This window comes from Rhizobacter sp. OV335, assembly GCF_900142965.1.
Classification (GTDB): Bacteria; Pseudomonadota; Gammaproteobacteria; order Burkholderiales; family Burkholderiaceae_C; genus Rhizobacter.
Genome location: NZ_FRCQ01000008.1, coordinates 121,379 through 136,155 on the forward strand (window position 1 = coordinate 121,379; position 14,777 = coordinate 136,155).

Consider the following 14,777-nt stretch of genomic DNA (forward strand, 5'->3'; position numbering starts at 1 on the left):
CTGATGGAAGCGAGTGCCCCCACCATCCGCATCCATGCGGCCGATGACGTCGTCATCGCGCGGCGCCAACTGGTGTCGGGCACGCGCATCGAATCCGAAGGCGTCACCGTCAGCGGCCTGATCCCGCCCGGCCACAAGCTCGCGGTGCGCGACATCGCGGCCGGTGCCCCGGTGCGGCGCTACAACCAGGTGATCGGCATCGCACGCCAGCCGATCGCGGCCGGCCAGCATGTGCACACGCACAACCTGGAGTTCTCGAGCTTCGAGCGCGACCCGGCCATCGGCGCCGATGCGCACCCGACGGACTTCGTCGCAACCCCGGCCACGTTCCAGGGCATCGTGCGCGCCGACGGCCGCGTCGCGACGCGCAACTACCTCGGCATCCTGACCTCGGTGAACTGCTCGGCGACCGTCGCGCGCGCGATCGCCGACCACTTCCGGCGCGACATCCACCCCGAGGCGCTGGCCGCGTTCCCGAACGTCGACGGCGTGGTCGCGCTGACGCACGGCGCCGGCTGCGCGACCGACAGCGAGGGCGAGCCGCTGCAGGTGCTGCGCCGCACGCTGGCCGGCTATGCGCGGCACCCGAACTTCGCCGCGCTGCTGATGGTGGGCCTCGGCTGCGAGACCAACCAGATCGCCGGCATCGGGCTGGCCGACGGCCCGCGGCTGCACAGCTACAACATTCAGGACGCCGGCGGCACCGCGAAGGCGGTGGCTCGCGGCATCGCATTGATCCACGAGATGCTGCCGGAGGCGAACCGCACCCGGCGCCAGCCGGTCAGCGCGAGCCACCTGTGCGTCGGGCTGCAATGCGGTGGCTCCGACGGCTACTCCGGCATCAGCGCGAACCCGGCGCTCGGCGCGGCGGTCGACCTGCTGGTGCGCCACGGCGGCACCGCGATCCTGTCGGAGACGCCCGAGATCTACGGCGGCGAGCACCTGCTGACGCGGCGCGCGGTGTCGCCCGCGGTCGCCGGCAAGCTGCTCGCGCGGCTGCGCTGGTGGGAAGACCACTGCGCCCGCAACCATGCCGAGATGGACAACAACCCGTCGGCCGGCAACAAGGCCGGCGGGCTGACGACCATCCTCGAGAAATCGCTGGGCGCGATCGCGAAGAGCGGCACCACCAACCTGGTCGACGTGTGCGAGTACGCCGAGCCGGTCACCGCGCACGGCCTCGTCTTCATGGACACGCCCGGCTACGACCCGGTCAGCGCGACCGGCCAGGTCGCCGGCGGCGCGAACCTGATCTGCTTCACGACCGGCCGCGGCTCGGCCTATGGCTGCGCACCCTCACCGTCGCTGAAGCTGTCGACCAACACCGCGCTGTGGCTGCGCCAGCAGGACGACATCGACATCAACTGCGGCAGCGTGGTCGACGGCAGCGCGACCATTGGTGAGTTGGGCGAGGCGATCTTCCAGCAGATGCTGGCGACCGCGTCGGGCGAGCTGACCAAGAGCGAGCGCCACGGCTACGGCCAGAACGAATTCGTGCCGTGGCAGTTCGGTGCGGTGATGTAGATCCGTGACGTGATCAGCGCGCCAGCAGGTGCGGCAGCGTCAGCGACAACGCCGGCCAGTACGTCACCAGGATCAGGAACCCGATCATCGTCAGCAGCCACGGCCACACCGCGATCGTCAGCTCGGTGATGCCCATCTTGCTGATGCCCGACGCGACGTACAGGTTCAGCCCGACCGGCGGGTGGCACATGCCGACCTCCATGTTGACCGCCATCAGGATGCCCAGGTGGATCGGGTTGACGCCCAGCTTGCAGGCCACCGGGTACAGGATCGGCGCCATGATCAGCACGATCGCCGACGGGTCCATGAAATTGCCGGCCACCAGCAGGATGATATTGACCAGCAGCAGGAACACCACCACGCCGAAGCCCTGCCCCGTCATCCACGCCGCCATCGACTGCGGGATCTGCTCGGAGGTCAGCAGGAACGAGAACAGCACCGCGTTCGTGATGATGTACAGCAGCATCGAACTCATCGCGGCCGCGTTGCGCAGCACCTTCGGCACGTCGCGCAGCTTCAGGTCCTTGTAGATGAAGACCGAGATCACGAAGGCATACACCGCCGCGATGGCCGCCGCCTCGGTCGGCGTGAAGATGCCGGAGTAGATGCCGCCGATCACGATCACGATCAGCGCGATGCCCCAGAACGCGTCGCGGAAGGCCTTCCAGCGTTCGCCCCAGCTGGCGCGCGGCAGCCGCGGGTAGTCGAACTTGCGCGCCCGGTACCAGGTGGTCACGCCCAGCAGCAGCGACAGCAGCAGCCCGGGCAGCACGCCGGCGATGAACAGATCGCCGACCGATGCGGTCGCCACCGGCTGGCCGTCCGGCCCGGTCGCGTTCATGCCGTTGGTGGCGATCGAGAAGATCACCAGGTTGATCGACGGCGGGAACAGGATGCCCAACGCGCCCGAGGTGGTGATCACGCCGGCCGAGAAGCGCTTCGGGTAGCCGGCCTTCTGCATCGCCGGCAGCAGGATGGTGCCGACCGCGACCACCGTGGCGACCGACGAGCCCGAGATCGCCGCGAACAGCGCACAGGCCAGCACGCCGGCGAGCCCCAGCCCGCCGTAGAAGTGCCCGACCATCGTCGACGCGAAGTGGATCATCCGCCGCGCCGCCCCCCCGTTGGTCAGGAAGTTGCCGGCCAGGATGAAGAACGGGATCGCCATGATCTCGAACTTCTCGAGCCCCGAGAACAGCTTGAGCCCGATCGACGCGATCGGCTCGTTGGTCATGCCGAAGAAGAAACCCAGCACCGTGAGGCCGAGCGCGATGGAGACCGGCATGCCGGTCAGCATCAGCAGCACCAGCAGGCCGAAGATGATCAAGGCGTTCATGCGGCCACTCCGGCTTCGTCGTCCAGGCCTTCCACGTGCGCGACCTCATGGTGCGGCAGCTCGCCGCGCCGCCAGAAGGCCCACATCACCTGCAGGAAGCGGAAACACATCAGGTACGACGCCAGCGGAATGCAGGCGTACGGGATCCAGGTCGGCACCTCCAGGTCGGGCGAGGTCGGGCCCTCGGGCACGTCGCCCACATCCCAGCCGAAGGTGGTGAACAGCGCGTGGTGGAAGCCGTTGTCCCAGACGAACACCGCGCCCATCGTGCCGACCACGCCGGTGAAGACCACGCCGCCGAGCAGCCCGACCAGCGTCAGCCAGCGTGCCTGCGCCGGCGGCAGCGCGCGCACCAGCGTGTCGACGCCGACGTGCGTGCCGTGGCGCACACCGTAGGCCGCGCCGAATTTCGCCATCCACACGAACATGTAGATGCACAGCTCCTGCGCCCAGCTGAGGTTCAGGCCGAGCAGGAAATCCTGCACCGGCTGCAACACGGGCGGGTAGTGCGCGGCGGCCGCATAGCGGTGCACCACGGCGACGAAGATCAGCAGCGTCGCCGCGCCCATCAGGGTGGCGATCAGCCATTCCTCGAGGTGGTCGAGGAAGCGGTTCACGGACCGCAGCACCGGCGCGACCATGGCGGGCCTACTTCGCCGGCACGAAGCCGGCCGCCTTGTAGACCGCGTCGATGGTCGACTGGCCCACGCGCGACGCCATTTCCTTGTGCACCGGCATCAGCGCCTTCTTCCACTCGTCGAGCTCAGCGGCCGTCGGCGTGTAGATGGTGGTCTTGCCGCTCGCGCGCATCTTCTCGAGGTCGTCGATGTTCTCCTTGGTCGCCATGTCGTTGGCGAACGCGGTCGCCTCTTTCAATGCGCCTTCGAGGATGGTGCGGATGTCGGCCGGCAGCCCGTCCCAGAACTTCTTGTTGACGATCACCGCATAGGCCAGGTGGCCGTGGTTCGAGATCGTCGTGTGCTTCTGCACCTCGTAGGTCTTCTGCGTGTAGAAGTTCGACGGCACGCCCTCGCAGCCGTCGACCACGCCGGACTGCAGCGCCTGGTACAGCTCGCTGAAGGCCATCACCTGCGGCACCGCGCCGAGCGCGCGCATCTCGGCATCGAGCACCTTCGAGCTCTGGATGCGCATCTTCAGGCCCCTGAAGTCGGCCACCTTGTGCAGCGGCTTGTTGGCACTCATGATGTGGAAGCCGTTGTCCCAGTACGCGAGGCCCTTGACGCCCTTGGGCTCCAACTTCCTGAACAGGTCGGCACCCACCTGGCCCTCGGTGACCGCGCGGAACGCCGCCTGGTCCTTGAAGATGAACGGCAGGTCGAAGACCTCGAATTCCTTGACGCCCAGCGGGCCGAACTTGGCGAGCGACGGCGCGAGCATCTGCACCGAGCCGAGCTGCAGCGCCTCCATCTCTTCCTTGTCCTTGTAGAGCTGGCTGTTCGGGTAGACATCCACCTTCACGCGGCCGCCGCTGCGCTGCTCGGCCAGTTCCTTGAAGCGCTGCGCGCCGTTGCCCTTGGGCGTGTCGGGGGCCACGACGTGGCTGAACTTGATGACGATGGGCGCCTGCGCGAAGGTGGTCGGGGCGGCCACGGCCAATGCGGCGGCGGCGAGCGCGCTGCGGCGCGTGATCGACCGCGTTGTGGAATGCGTCATGTCTTGTCTCCGGATGGTCTGTACTGCGGCGGGATTCTGGTCGGCGGCCCGGAGCGCGGGTAGTTGTGGAGTTCCACATTTCGGTGCCGCAGATCACCCGCGATCGGCCCGCCCGCCGCCTGCCAACCTAGACTTCGCGCCATGTCCGCACCGGCCGATCCGCCCCGCCACCCTGCGCTCGCGCTGCCGCCGCGTCCGCCGGCGCGGCGCGGGCTGTGGGCACTGCCGCTGCTGCTGTCGCTGGTCTTCGTGGCCGGCGTGCTGCTGTGGCTGCGCGCCACCGAGCAGGCCGACCTGGAGGAGCAGCGCACCGCGCTGGTCTCCGACGCGCTGTCGCTGGAGACACAGGCCAGCGCCCGCATCGAGCGCGAGTCGCTGCTGCTGAAGGATGTCGCGACGCGGCTCGACCACCGCAGCACCGGCCCGCAGGCGCTCGCGACCTTGCCCGAGGCGCAGCAGGGCCTGCACCGTTTCTGGATCAGCCTGACCTGGCTCGATGCCGCCAACCGGCTGGTCGCGCAGCTGCCCGACGGCCCGGACGGCGCGCGCAGCGGCCCCGGCCTGTCGGCCCACCTGTCGGCGCCGCTCGCGTCCGGCGGCACGCTGGTGGCCCGCTACTCGCCCGGCGAGATGCTGCGCCAGACGGTGCCGTGGTGGCTGGCGCGCAAGTACGACGTGCGCTTGCTGGACGGCTTCGATGCGGTGATCGCATCGACCACCGAAGACCGGCCGCTGGACGGACGGCAGAGCTGGCGCATCAGCATGGCGCCGGCGCTGGCCGACAGCTGGCTCGAGCTGACCGCGCGCGACGTGGTGCCGCCGTGGTACCACGGCCTGCCGGTCGCGATGGTGGCCGGCTTCGTCGCGCTGATCGCCGCGATCACCTGGATGCTGCGCCGGCAGATGCACGGCGTGTCGCGCGCCGAGGCGGCGTGGCGCACCGAGGCCGCATGGCGCCAGGCGATGGAGGATTCATTGACCGTCGGCCTGCGCGCCCGCGACCTCGAAGGCCGGCTCGTCTACGTGAACCGCACGCTCGCCGACATGGTGGGCTACGAGCCGCACGAGCTGGTCGGACTGCTGCCGCCGATGCCGTACTGGCCGGCCGACTCGCACGAGGAGATCATGCAGCGCCACCTGCGCAACATGGCCGGCCAGGCGCCGCGCGAAGGCTACGAGGCGCGCTGGCGGCAGCGCGACGGGCGGCTGTTCGACGTGATGGTGTTCGAGGCGCCGCTGGTCGACGCGCGCGGCGTGCACATCGGCTGGATGGGCTCGATCCTCGACATGACCGAACGGCGCCGGCTCGAGGAGCGCGAGCGCCGCCAAACCGAGACCATGGCCCACCATGCGCGGCTGACGATGCTGGGCGAGGTGGCGTCGACGCTGGCGCACGAGCTGAACCAGCCGCTGACGGCGATCGCGAGCTACAACGCCGGCGTGATGAACTCGATGCAGAAGCTGCCGTCGCCCGACCCGGTGGTGATGCGGGCGCTGAAGCGCTTGGGCGAACAGGCAGCCCATGCCGGCGCGATCGTGCAGCGCATCCGCGAATTCCTGACGCGGCGCGAGCCGCGGCTGGAGCCGTGCGCGCTGAACGCGGTGATCGAGGGCGGCGTCGCGCTGCTGCGGCGCGAGCTGCAGCGCCAGCAGGTGCAGGTGCTGCTGCAGCTCGATGCGGCGCTGCCGGTGATCGTGGCCGATGCGGTGCTGATCGAGCAGGTGGTGATCAACCTGGTGCGCAACGCCGGCGATGCGCTGGCCCACCAGGCGGGCGAGCGCCGCATCGTGGCCGGCAGCTCGCTGAGTGCCGACGGCCGCTTCGTGCGCATCGACGTGCGCGACAACGGCCCGGGGCTCGGCGGGCTCGGCATCGAGGCGCTGTGCGCGCCGTTCTTCTCGACCAAGGCAGAAGGCATGGGCATGGGCCTGGCGATCTGCCGCTCGATCATCGAGGCGCACCACGGCATGTTCGATGCGACCGATGCAGCGGGCGGCGGCGCGGTGTTCGCGCTGACGCTGCCGGTGGACCTGTCGGCTTCGGAACTCTCGGCGGAGGAAGGCACATGAACCCTGGCACGAGCGCTGGCGTGGTCTACCTGGTCGACGACGAGGCGGTGGTGCTGGATGCGCTCGGCTTCCTGCTGTCGTCGCACGGCCTCGACGTGCGGCCGCATGGCAGCGGCCCGGCGCTGCTCGCGACGCTGGACGCCGCGCCGAGGCCGCTGCCCGGCGTGTTCCTGCTCGACATCCGGATGGAGCCGATGTCGGGCCCGCGCTTGCACGACGAGCTGATCGCGCGCGGGCTGCGCAACCCGGTGCTGTTCCTGAGCGGGCATGGCGACATCCCGATGGCGGTCGAGGCGCTGAAGAAGGGTGCGTTCGATTTCCTCGAGAAGCCGTACGTCGACAACGCGCTGGCCGACCGCGTGACGCAGGCGCTGGCGGTCGATGCCGCGATGCAGCGCCAGGGCGCCCAGGTGGCCGAGCGGCAGGCGCGGCTGTCGAGCCTCACCGAGCGCGAGCACGAGGTGATGCTGCGCGTGGCGGCCGGCAAGCTGAACAAGGTGATCGCCGATGAACTGCACGTGTCGGTGCGGACGGTGGAGGTGCACCGGGCGCGGGTGTACGCGAAGCTGGGGGTGCGTTCGGCGGCGGAGGTGGCCACGGTGCTGGCAGCACCAGCGGGCTGACGACCAGCGTCCGACGCAAGACGCGGTGCTATGGCGTGGCTGACGATGCGCCGGCGATCTGCTCTTTCAGCAAGTCGACCAGGAGCTCATGCAACGGGGCCAAGTCAACGGCACCGGTGACCGTGGATTCGTCAGCATGCCGCAGGCCGAATTCGTAGCGCTGGCGCTCCCGGCTGATGAGCTCCGGAAGAATGGTGGCGCCGGACAACCACTGCTGCGCCTTGACGCACAGCACGAAATAGCACGCCGCTCTCGCGGTACGCCCGTTGCCGTTGATGAACGGGTGAACCCAATTCAATCGCCACAGGACGAAAGCGGCGAGACCGACGGGATCTGCCATCTCCCACTCCCGATTGACCGTGTTGACAAAGTCATCCATCAACGCTTGAACCCGATAGTGCGGTGGAGGCTCGTGTTCGCCGACGAGAACCTGGCAGGGCCTGTATTCGCCGGCGTAGGCATGCAGGCAGGCAATCGCCTGGAAATTCAGTGCCTTGAGCACCTGCGACGACAGGAATGGACGGCCAACCGCGAGGCTGGCCTCCACGACAGACTTCAAGAAGCTGTACTGACGATTGCCGTTCTCGACGGTCAGTGTCTTGTAGGTGGGGTGATCCTCGTCGTCCCCCACCAGGTCGAACAAGATCACGTCTTGTCCACGCGTCCGTCGTGTTCGAGGAGGATCTGGCGAACCCTCTCGCGCGTGATGCCACTGCCGGGCTTCAACGACCCGAAGACGAACGAAACCCGTTGTTCCAGGATTTCTGCCGCGGACGATTTGCGCCCCACGGTCTGCTTCAGCTTGCTCAACAATTCGGGGCTGGTCTTCAGCCCCAGAAAGACGTTCATGGCTGCTCTCCTCTGCTGGAGGTTTCGGGTGCACTCGCCAGCACCCCAAGAATGCGGGACATCCCGCCGTGAATCAATGGTTGGAGACCGCCTTGTGTAACGTCCACCGTGTGATGGTTCCACCGACACGGCGGTTTTTCGCGGCATCGCCCGTTTGACCGTACATTTCGGGGCATGCCCAGTGTCAACATCAATCCGGTGGTCCGGGCCTTGTTGAGCGACCCGCAGAAGCGCCAGGAGTACCGGCGCCAGCTGATCGCCAGCCGTCCGCAGAAGGACGAAGGCCGCAGGATCGAGCTTGAAGACGCGACCGGCAAGGTCGTGCACCTGCGGGTGCTTCCCGCGACGCCTCCGGCCGCCCAGAAATCTTGAACTTCGCGTTCCAGGCCTTCCTGCTGTTGCTGATCTACCTGCCGGGCGCGATCTTCGTGCTGGCGGTGACCGGCAAGATCCGCGACAACGGCGAGATCCCGGTGATCTCCGGCTCGATGACCGGCCATGCGATTGCCGCGGTGCTGGTGTCGGCGCTGCTGCACACCGGGTGGCTGCTGGCGATCCATGCGTGGGCGCTGCTCGGCGGCTGTGCCTGCCAGCCGGCGGCGCGCGACTTCTTTGCGCTGCTGACGCTGAACAACGCAACCGCGCCGTATCTCGCGGCCGAAGCGGCGATCGGCGGCGCGCTGTGGTTCAACGCGGTCTACTTCATCAGCATCTTCACGCTGCCGCTGGTGGCGGGCCTGGCCATCAACACGGCGATCGAGCGCCGCGGGCTGGACATCCGCCACCGCTTCCTGCGCTTCAAGCCGCCATGGCACTACATCCTGACCGGCGAGAACCGCTCGAACCGGGACGGGCGCACGGTGGTGGTCGACCTGCTGGTGCAGGTGGGTGAATCACCGGTGCTGTACAGCGGGATCCTGAGCTACTTCTCGTTCGACGAGAAGACCAAGGCGCCCGATGCGCTCGTGCTGGCCTCGGCGTTCCGCGGCGTCGTGCCCGACTTCGCCGGCACGGCCGAGCCGGAGTTCCTGACGCCGATCCCGGGCGACACGTTCGCGGTGAAGTTCAGCGAGATCAAGAACATCAACATCCAGTACGTGGACCTGGTCGACGCTTAGGGTCTCGGGGCGCCATTGGCGCGAGCGAAGGCGCGGGCGGGGGGTGCGGGGCCTGTTGGCAAGGAAACACCGTTCGCCCTGAGCTTGTCGAAGGGCCCGATCATCCTGAGCCTGCCGAAGGACCTGAGCTTGGCGAAGGCCCTGCGCGCGCCGGGCACAACCCTTCGACGGACGGGCCCTCGACAAGCTCGGTCCCTGCTCAGGGCGAACGGAGGCTTGTGTACGCACAGAGCCGTCGTATCGCAAAGGCGCGCCGACCAGCGACCCAGCCGCTACTCGACCGCCTTCACCATGTCCTCGACGACCTTCTTCGCATCCCCAAACACCATCATCGTCTTGTCCATGTAGAACAGCTCGTTGTCGAGCCCGGCATAGCCCGCCGCCATCGAGCGCTTGTTGACGATCACCGTCTTGGCCTTGTAGGCCTCGAGGATCGGCATCCCGTAGATCGGGCTGCCCTTGATGTGCGCCGCAGGGTTCACCACGTCGTTCGCGCCCAGGATGATCGCGACATCGGCCTGGCCGAACTCGCCGTTGATGTCCTCCATCTCGAACACCTGGTCGTACGGCACCTCGGCCTCGGCCAGCAGCACGTTCATGTGCCCCGGCATGCGCCCGGCCACCGGGTGGATCGCGTACTTCACCGTGATGCCCTTGGCCGTCAGCTTGGCCGCCAGTTCCTTCACCGCATGCTGCGCGCGCGCCACCGCCAGCCCGTAGCCCGGCACGATCACCACCGTCTCGGCATTGCCCAGCACGAAGGCCGCGTCGTCGGCGCTGCCGCTCTTCACGCTGCGCTGCGCCTGCGCGCCGGCGGCCACCGTGCCGGCCTCGCCGCCGAAGCCGCCCAGGATCACGTTGAAGAACGAGCGGTTCATCGCCTTGCACATGATGTAGCTCAGGATCGCGCCCGATGACCCCACCAGTGAGCCGGCAATGATCAGCATGCTGTTGTTCAGGCTGAAGCCGATGCCCGCCGCCGCCCAGCCGGAGTAGCTGTTCAGCATCGACACCACCACCGGCATGTCGGCCCCGCCGATCGGGATGATGATCAGCACGCCCATCACGAAGGCCAGTGCCAGCATGCCGAAGAAGGCCGGCCAGCTCTCGGTGAACACGAACACCAGGCCCAGGCCGACGGTCGCGAGGCCCAGCAGCAGGTTCAGCACGTGCTGCCCCGCGAACTGCACCGGCGCGCCCTGGAACAGCCGGAACTTGTACTTGCCCGACAGCTTGCCGAACGCGATCACCGAGCCGCTGAAGGTGACCGCCCCGATCGCCGCGCCGAGGAACAGCTCCAGCCGGTTGCCGGCCGGGATCGGCTCGCCCTTCGCGACGATGCCGAACGCATGCGGCTCGGCCACCGCGGCGACCGCGATGAACACCGCGGCCAGGCCGATCATGCTGTGCATGAAGGCGACCAGCTCCGGCATCTTGGTCATCTCGACCCGCTTGGCCATCACCGTGCCGGCCGTGCCGCCCACCAGCAGGCCGAGCAGCACCCAGCCGAGGCCGAGCGCGTTGCCATCGGCCAGCTTGACGATCAGCGCCGCCGTGGTCAGTGCCGCGATCGCCATGCCGGCCATGCCGAACAGGTTGCCGCGGATCGACGTGGTCGGGTGCGACAAGCCCTTCAAGGCCTGGATGAAGAAGACGCTGGCCACCAGGTACAGCAGCGTCACCAGGTTCATGCTCATTGCGAGCCCTCCTTCGGCACCACGGCGATCGCCTTCTTTTCCTTCTTGCGGAACATCTCCAGCATGCGCCGCGTCACGAGGAAGCCGCCGAACACGTTGACGGCCGCCAGCGCGACCGCCAGCACGCCCATCGTCTTGCCGAGCGTCGTCTCGGTGAGCGCCGCGGCGAGCATCGCGCCGACGATCACGATCGCCGAGATCGCGTTCGTCACCGCCATCAGCGGCGTGTGCAGCGCCGGCGTGACGGTCCACACCACGTGGTAGCCGACGTAGATCGCCAGCACGAAGATGATCAGGTTGGTCAGGGTATGGCTCACGGGATCCATGGTCTTCTCCTCACTCTTTCTCGTTGATCGGGGGCAGCTGCCAGTCGCCGCTGAACGACCGCACGCCGGCCTGCACCTCGCGGCCCAGGTTCAGCGCCCAGGCGACGACCTCGTCCGGCAGGCCGGAATCGTTGGCCGGCCGCTTGCCGCCGGGCACGGCGCCGGAGAACGGCTCGGGCACGAACACCAGGGCCGACAGCATCGAGCCGGTCTGCGCCGCGTACTGCGCACGCACGAGGTAGCCGACGGCCGCCTCGTCCAGCAGCGCCTGCGACGCCTTCAACTCCGGCACGACCTCCTGCAGCACGCCGGCGAGCTCGACCGGGCCGACGACGACGACGCATTCGTCGCGCATCGAGTGCACCGGGCTGTAGACGAACTGCAGCTCGTCCGACTTCAGGCGGCTGCACTTGAAGTCCCACTGGAACAGGCCCGCGGCGTCGACCGCCTGCAACAGCAGCACCAGCCTGCGTCCTGCGGGCGTCGTGATGCTCGTCAGCACGCGCTCGACATCCTTCACGCCGACGGAGCTGTTCCTGGCCTCCAGCCGTTCACCGGTGGCCGTGTAGCCCGCCGGCAGCAGCATCGAGCGCCGGCCGACGTTGACCCGCACCGACACGTCGTCGGCCGCGAGGCTCACGCCGCACACCGACAGTGCGAGCATCGCGCAGAGCAACGCACGGCCCGGCACGCGCATCGCGTCAGGCACGTTGCACCTTGCCGTCCTTCGAGACCAGGCAGGCCACGACGATGTCGTCGTCCATCGGCACGTGGAACGTGCCTTCCTTCGTCAGCACGAGCTTCAGGAAGTCGAGCACGTTGCGCGCATACAGCGCGCTCGCGTCGGCCGCCACCAGCGCCGGCAGGTTGGTCTCGCCGACCAGCGTGACGCTATGCTTGACCACGATCTTCCCGGCCTCGGTCAGCGGGCAGTTGCCGCCCTGCGCGGCAGCCAGGTCGACGATCACCGAGCCCGGCTTCATCGCCTTCACCATCTCCTCGGTGACCAGCACCGGCGCGGCCCGGCCCGGGATCAGCGCGGTGGTGACGACGATGTCGGCCGCGGCGACGCGCTTGGCCACCTCGACCTTCTGCCGATCGAGCCAGCTCTGCGGCATCGGCCGCGCATAGCCGCCGACGCCCTCGGCCGCTTCCTTCTCTTCGGCGGTCTCGTACGGCACGTCGATGAACTTCGCGCCCAGTGACTCGACCTGCTCCTTCACCGAAGGCCGCACGTCGCTCGCCTCGATCACCGCGCCCAGGCGCTTCGCGGTCGCGATCGCCTGCAGGCCGGCCACGCCGACGCCGAGGATCACGACGCGCGCCGCCTTCACGGTGCCGGCCGCCGTCATCAGCATCGGGAAGATGCGCTGGTAGCGGTCGGCCGCGATCATGATTGCCTTGTAGCCGGCCAGGTTGGCCTGCGACGACAGCACGTCCATGCTCTGCGCCCGTGTGGTGCGCGGCGCGGCCTCGAGCGCGAAGCTGGTGAGCCCGGCCTCGGCGAGGCGCTGCAGCCCGTCGCGGTCGAACGGGTTCAGCATGCCGACCAGCGCGGTGCCGGTCTTCAGCAGCGGCAGCTCGTCCACCGACGGTGCACGCACCTTCAGCACCAGCTCGGCACCGAAGGCCCCGGCCCGGTCGACGATCTCGGCGCCGGCTGTCGCATAGGCCTCGTCGGTGACGCTGGCGGCGATGCCCGCCCCCGACTGCACGCGCAGCACATGGCCCTGCGCCTTGAGCTTCTTGACCGTCTCCGGAGTCGCGGCAACGCGCGTTTCCCCAGCCGCTGTTTCCAGCGGGACCCCTATCAACATGGCGGACTCCTCGGGTATGTTGTTGTGCTGCAGGTTGTGCTGTAACTGGCGCGAGAGCTTACACAAAGCTTTCGCGCTCACAACCGGCACACGCCCTCACGCGATGCAGGGCCACAACACCCGCCCTTAAAATCCGCCGGATGTCCTCCCGTTGGAAACCCAGCGTCACCGTTGCCGCGATCGTCGAACACCTGGGCCGCTTCCTGCTGGTGGAGGAGCACACGTCCGACGGGCTGTGCCTGAACAACCCCGCCGGCCACGTCGACCCGGGCGAATCGCCGCTGCAAGGCGTGGTGCGCGAAGCGCTCGAGGAAACCGCCCGCGCGTTCGTGCCGACCGGCATCGTCGGCATCTACCTGTCGCGCTCGCAGCGCGCCGGCACCGAGCGCGAGGCCGGGCGCGACACCACCTACCTGCGCATCGCATTCCGCGGCACGGTCGGCGAGCCCGACCTGTCGCGCGCGCTCGACACCGGCATCGTGCGGGCGCTGTGGATGACGCCCGACGAGATCCGCGCGAGCGTGCACCGGCACCGCAGCCCGCTGCTGCTGCGCTGCGTCGACGACCACCTGGCGGGCGTGAACCTCCCGCTGTCCCTCATCACGACCGACGAGTCGGTCTTTGCGGTCCCATCGAAGTGAAGAAGCAACGCATCGTCGTCGGGCTGTCCGGCGGCGTCGATTCCGCCGTCAGTGCCCACCTGCTGAAGCAGCAGGGGCACGAGGTCATCGGCATCTTCATGAAGAACTGGGAGGACGATGACGACGACGAGTACTGCTCGACGCGCCAGGACTTCCTCGACGCCGCGAGCGTGGCCGACGTGCTGGGCATCGAGATCGAGCATGTGAACTTCGCGGCTGACTACAAGGACCGGGTGTTCGCCGAGTTCCTGCGCGAGTACCAGGCCGGCCGCACGCCGAACCCCGACGTGCTGTGCAATGCCGAGATCAAGTTCAAGGCCTTCCTCGACCATGCGATGCGGCTCGGCGCCGAGAAGATCGCGACCGGGCACTACGCCCGGGTGCGCGAGCGCGACGGCCGCTTCGAGCTGCTGAAGGGGCTGGACCCGCTGAAGGACCAGAGCTATTTCCTGCACCGGCTGAACCAGGCGCAGCTCAGCAAGACGCTGTTCCCGGTCGGCGAGCTGCCGAAGACCGAGGTGCGCCGCATCGCCGCCGAGATCGGGCTGCCGAATGCGGCCAAGAAGGATTCGACCGGCATCTGCTTCATCGGCGAGCGGCCGTTCCGCGAGTTCCTGAACCGCTACCTGTCGAACAAGCCCGGCCCGATCAAGGACGACCGCGGCCGCGTGATCGGCGAGCACGTCGGGCTGTCGTTCTACACGCTGGGGCAGCGCAAGGGCATCGGCATCGGCGGGCTGAAGGACAAGGGCGCCGCGAAGGGCGGCAGCGAGCACGCGCCGTGGTTCGTCGCCCGCAAGGACATGGCGGCCAACACGCTGTACATCGTGCAAGGGCATGAGCATCCGTGGCTGCAGTCGCATGCGCTGACGGCGGACGATGCGAGCTGGGTGGCCGGCGTGGCGCCGGCTCCGGGCGCGATGGCGGCCAAGACGCGCTACCGCCAGGCGGATGCCGGCTGTGCACTCGATGGCGGCAGCGCGGCGGGGTTCAACCTGAACTTCGGCAGCGCGCAGTGGGCCGTGACGCCCGGGCAGTCGGCCGTGCTGTACGACGGCGAGGTGTGCCTCGGTGGCGGCGTGATCGCGAGCGCCGCCTGAAA

At 68.4% G+C, this 14,777-nt stretch carries 16 protein-coding genes; 7 read left to right on the top strand and 9 right to left on the bottom strand.

All coding sequences use genetic code 11. The features are described 5' to 3' along the window. The first annotated feature begins 3 nt into the window (after window positions 1-3). Window positions 4-1,524: a UxaA family hydrolase gene (locus BUE42_RS10915; protein WP_073465125.1), complete on the top strand. Its 1,521-nt coding sequence runs from the start codon at window positions 4-6 to the stop codon at window positions 1,522-1,524. A gap of 13 nt (window positions 1,525-1,537) precedes the next feature. Here the strand turns inward: BUE42_RS10915 and BUE42_RS10920 are convergent, their stop codons facing one another. The 3 genes from BUE42_RS10920 to BUE42_RS10930 are packed head-to-tail and all read right to left on the bottom strand — an operon-like array spanning window position 1,538 to window position 4,534. Further along, on the bottom strand, window positions 1,538-2,860 hold the full coding sequence (locus tag BUE42_RS10920; protein WP_073465126.1) for a TRAP transporter large permease: 1,323 nt from the start codon (window positions 2,858-2,860) through the stop codon (window positions 1,538-1,540). After that, a complete protein-coding gene (locus tag BUE42_RS10925) occupies window positions 2,857-3,501 on the bottom strand; it encodes a TRAP transporter small permease (RefSeq protein ID WP_073465127.1) in 645 nt (214 codons plus the stop codon). The genes BUE42_RS10920 and BUE42_RS10925 overlap by 4 nt, the downstream gene beginning before the upstream one ends. 7 nt (window positions 3,502-3,508) lie before the next feature. Beyond that, window positions 3,509-4,534, bottom strand: a complete 1,026-nt coding sequence (locus BUE42_RS10930; RefSeq protein ID WP_073465128.1) for a TRAP transporter substrate-binding protein — start codon at window positions 4,532-4,534, stop codon at window positions 3,509-3,511. 141 nt (window positions 4,535-4,675) lie between these two features. On the opposite strand from BUE42_RS10930, the gene BUE42_RS10935 reads away from it, so the two are divergent. Both BUE42_RS10935 and BUE42_RS10940 read left to right on the top strand, forming a co-directional pair. Next, window positions 4,676-6,604 carry a sensor histidine kinase gene (locus tag BUE42_RS10935; protein WP_073465129.1) on the top strand — a complete coding sequence of 643 codons (1,929 nt, stop codon included), beginning with the start codon at window positions 4,676-4,678 and terminating at the stop codon, window positions 6,602-6,604. Further along, window positions 6,601-7,227 (top strand): response regulator transcription factor, encoded by a 627-nt coding sequence (locus tag BUE42_RS10940; RefSeq protein WP_073465130.1) that lies wholly within the window; start codon window positions 6,601-6,603, stop codon window positions 7,225-7,227. The genes BUE42_RS10935 and BUE42_RS10940 overlap by 4 nt, the downstream gene beginning before the upstream one ends. Window positions 7,228-7,255: 28 nt before the next feature. Here the strand turns inward: BUE42_RS10940 and BUE42_RS10945 are convergent, their stop codons facing one another. After that, complete coding sequence (locus BUE42_RS10945) at window positions 7,256-7,870, bottom strand: Fic family protein (RefSeq protein WP_159445402.1); 615 nt, start codon at window positions 7,868-7,870, stop codon at window positions 7,256-7,258. 2 nt (window positions 7,871-7,872) lie between these two features. Further along, the gene (locus BUE42_RS32985) at window positions 7,873-8,076 is read right to left on the bottom strand and encodes a hypothetical protein (protein WP_073465132.1); all 204 of its coding nucleotides are present in this window, start codon (window positions 8,074-8,076) and stop codon (window positions 7,873-7,875) included. 174 nt (window positions 8,077-8,250) lie between these two features. Here BUE42_RS32985 and BUE42_RS10955 point away from each other — a divergent pair, with 174 nt between their 5' ends. Further along, window positions 8,251-8,448, top strand: coding sequence for a hypothetical protein (locus BUE42_RS10955; protein ID WP_073465133.1), 198 nt, complete (start codon window positions 8,251-8,253; stop codon window positions 8,446-8,448). Then, on the top strand, window positions 8,445-9,194 hold the full coding sequence (locus BUE42_RS10960; RefSeq protein ID WP_073465134.1) for a hypothetical protein: 750 nt from the start codon (window positions 8,445-8,447) through the stop codon (window positions 9,192-9,194). The genes BUE42_RS10955 and BUE42_RS10960 overlap by 4 nt, the downstream gene beginning before the upstream one ends. Window positions 9,195-9,466: 272 nt before the next feature. On the opposite strand, the gene BUE42_RS10965 is transcribed toward BUE42_RS10960, so the two are convergent. The 4 genes from BUE42_RS10965 to BUE42_RS10980 are packed head-to-tail and all read right to left on the bottom strand — an operon-like array spanning window position 9,467 to window position 13,034. Then, window positions 9,467-10,891, bottom strand: coding sequence for an NAD(P)(+) transhydrogenase (Re/Si-specific) subunit beta (locus BUE42_RS10965; RefSeq protein WP_073465135.1), 1,425 nt, complete (start codon window positions 10,889-10,891; stop codon window positions 9,467-9,469). Then, entirely contained in the window at window positions 10,888-11,217 is a 330-nt protein-coding gene (locus tag BUE42_RS10970; protein ID WP_073465136.1) for an NAD(P) transhydrogenase subunit alpha part 2, read from the bottom strand. The genes BUE42_RS10965 and BUE42_RS10970 overlap by 4 nt, the downstream gene beginning before the upstream one ends. A gap of 10 nt (window positions 11,218-11,227) precedes the next feature. After that, the gene (locus tag BUE42_RS10975; RefSeq protein WP_143171429.1) at window positions 11,228-11,926 is read right to left on the bottom strand and encodes a hypothetical protein; all 699 of its coding nucleotides are present in this window, start codon (window positions 11,924-11,926) and stop codon (window positions 11,228-11,230) included. Further along, window positions 11,919-13,034: a Re/Si-specific NAD(P)(+) transhydrogenase subunit alpha gene (locus BUE42_RS10980; RefSeq protein ID WP_073465138.1), complete on the bottom strand. Its 1,116-nt coding sequence runs from the start codon at window positions 13,032-13,034 to the stop codon at window positions 11,919-11,921. Before BUE42_RS10980 ends, BUE42_RS10975 begins: the two co-directional genes overlap by 8 nt. Window positions 13,035-13,174: 140 nt before the next feature. Between BUE42_RS10980 and BUE42_RS10985 the strand changes: the two genes are divergently transcribed. After that, a complete protein-coding gene (locus tag BUE42_RS10985) occupies window positions 13,175-13,675 on the top strand; it encodes an NUDIX hydrolase (protein WP_073465139.1) in 501 nt (166 codons plus the stop codon). Further along, window positions 13,672-14,775, top strand: coding sequence for a tRNA 2-thiouridine(34) synthase MnmA (gene mnmA, locus BUE42_RS10990; RefSeq protein WP_073465140.1), 1,104 nt, complete (start codon window positions 13,672-13,674; stop codon window positions 14,773-14,775). The genes BUE42_RS10985 and mnmA overlap by 4 nt, the downstream gene beginning before the upstream one ends. The last annotated feature ends 2 nt before the right edge of the window (window positions 14,776-14,777 follow it).

Coding starts and splice junctions, on each gene's coding strand:
- BUE42_RS10980 (WP_073465138.1), bottom strand. CDS start 13,034: ATGTTGATAGGGGTCCCGCTGGAAACAGCGGCTGGGGAAACGCGCGTT.
- BUE42_RS10935 (WP_073465129.1), top strand. CDS start 4,676: ATGTCCGCACCGGCCGATCCGCCCCGCCACCCTGCGCTCGCGCTGCCG.
- BUE42_RS10940 (WP_073465130.1), top strand. CDS start 6,601: ATGAACCCTGGCACGAGCGCTGGCGTGGTCTACCTGGTCGACGACGAG.
- BUE42_RS10925 (WP_073465127.1), bottom strand. CDS start 3,501: ATGGTCGCGCCGGTGCTGCGGTCCGTGAACCGCTTCCTCGACCACCTC.
- BUE42_RS10930 (WP_073465128.1), bottom strand. CDS start 4,534: ATGACGCATTCCACAACGCGGTCGATCACGCGCCGCAGCGCGCTCGCC.
- BUE42_RS10915 (WP_073465125.1), top strand. CDS start 4: ATGGAAGCGAGTGCCCCCACCATCCGCATCCATGCGGCCGATGACGTC.
- BUE42_RS10985 (WP_073465139.1), top strand. CDS start 13,175: ATGTCCTCCCGTTGGAAACCCAGCGTCACCGTTGCCGCGATCGTCGAA.
- BUE42_RS10955 (WP_073465133.1), top strand. CDS start 8,251: ATGCCCAGTGTCAACATCAATCCGGTGGTCCGGGCCTTGTTGAGCGAC.
- BUE42_RS10965 (WP_073465135.1), bottom strand. CDS start 10,891: ATGAGCATGAACCTGGTGACGCTGCTGTACCTGGTGGCCAGCGTCTTC.
- BUE42_RS10920 (WP_073465126.1), bottom strand. CDS start 2,860: ATGAACGCCTTGATCATCTTCGGCCTGCTGGTGCTGCTGATGCTGACC.
- BUE42_RS10970 (WP_073465136.1), bottom strand. CDS start 11,217: ATGGATCCCGTGAGCCATACCCTGACCAACCTGATCATCTTCGTGCTG.
- BUE42_RS32985 (WP_073465132.1), bottom strand. CDS start 8,076: ATGAACGTCTTTCTGGGGCTGAAGACCAGCCCCGAATTGTTGAGCAAG.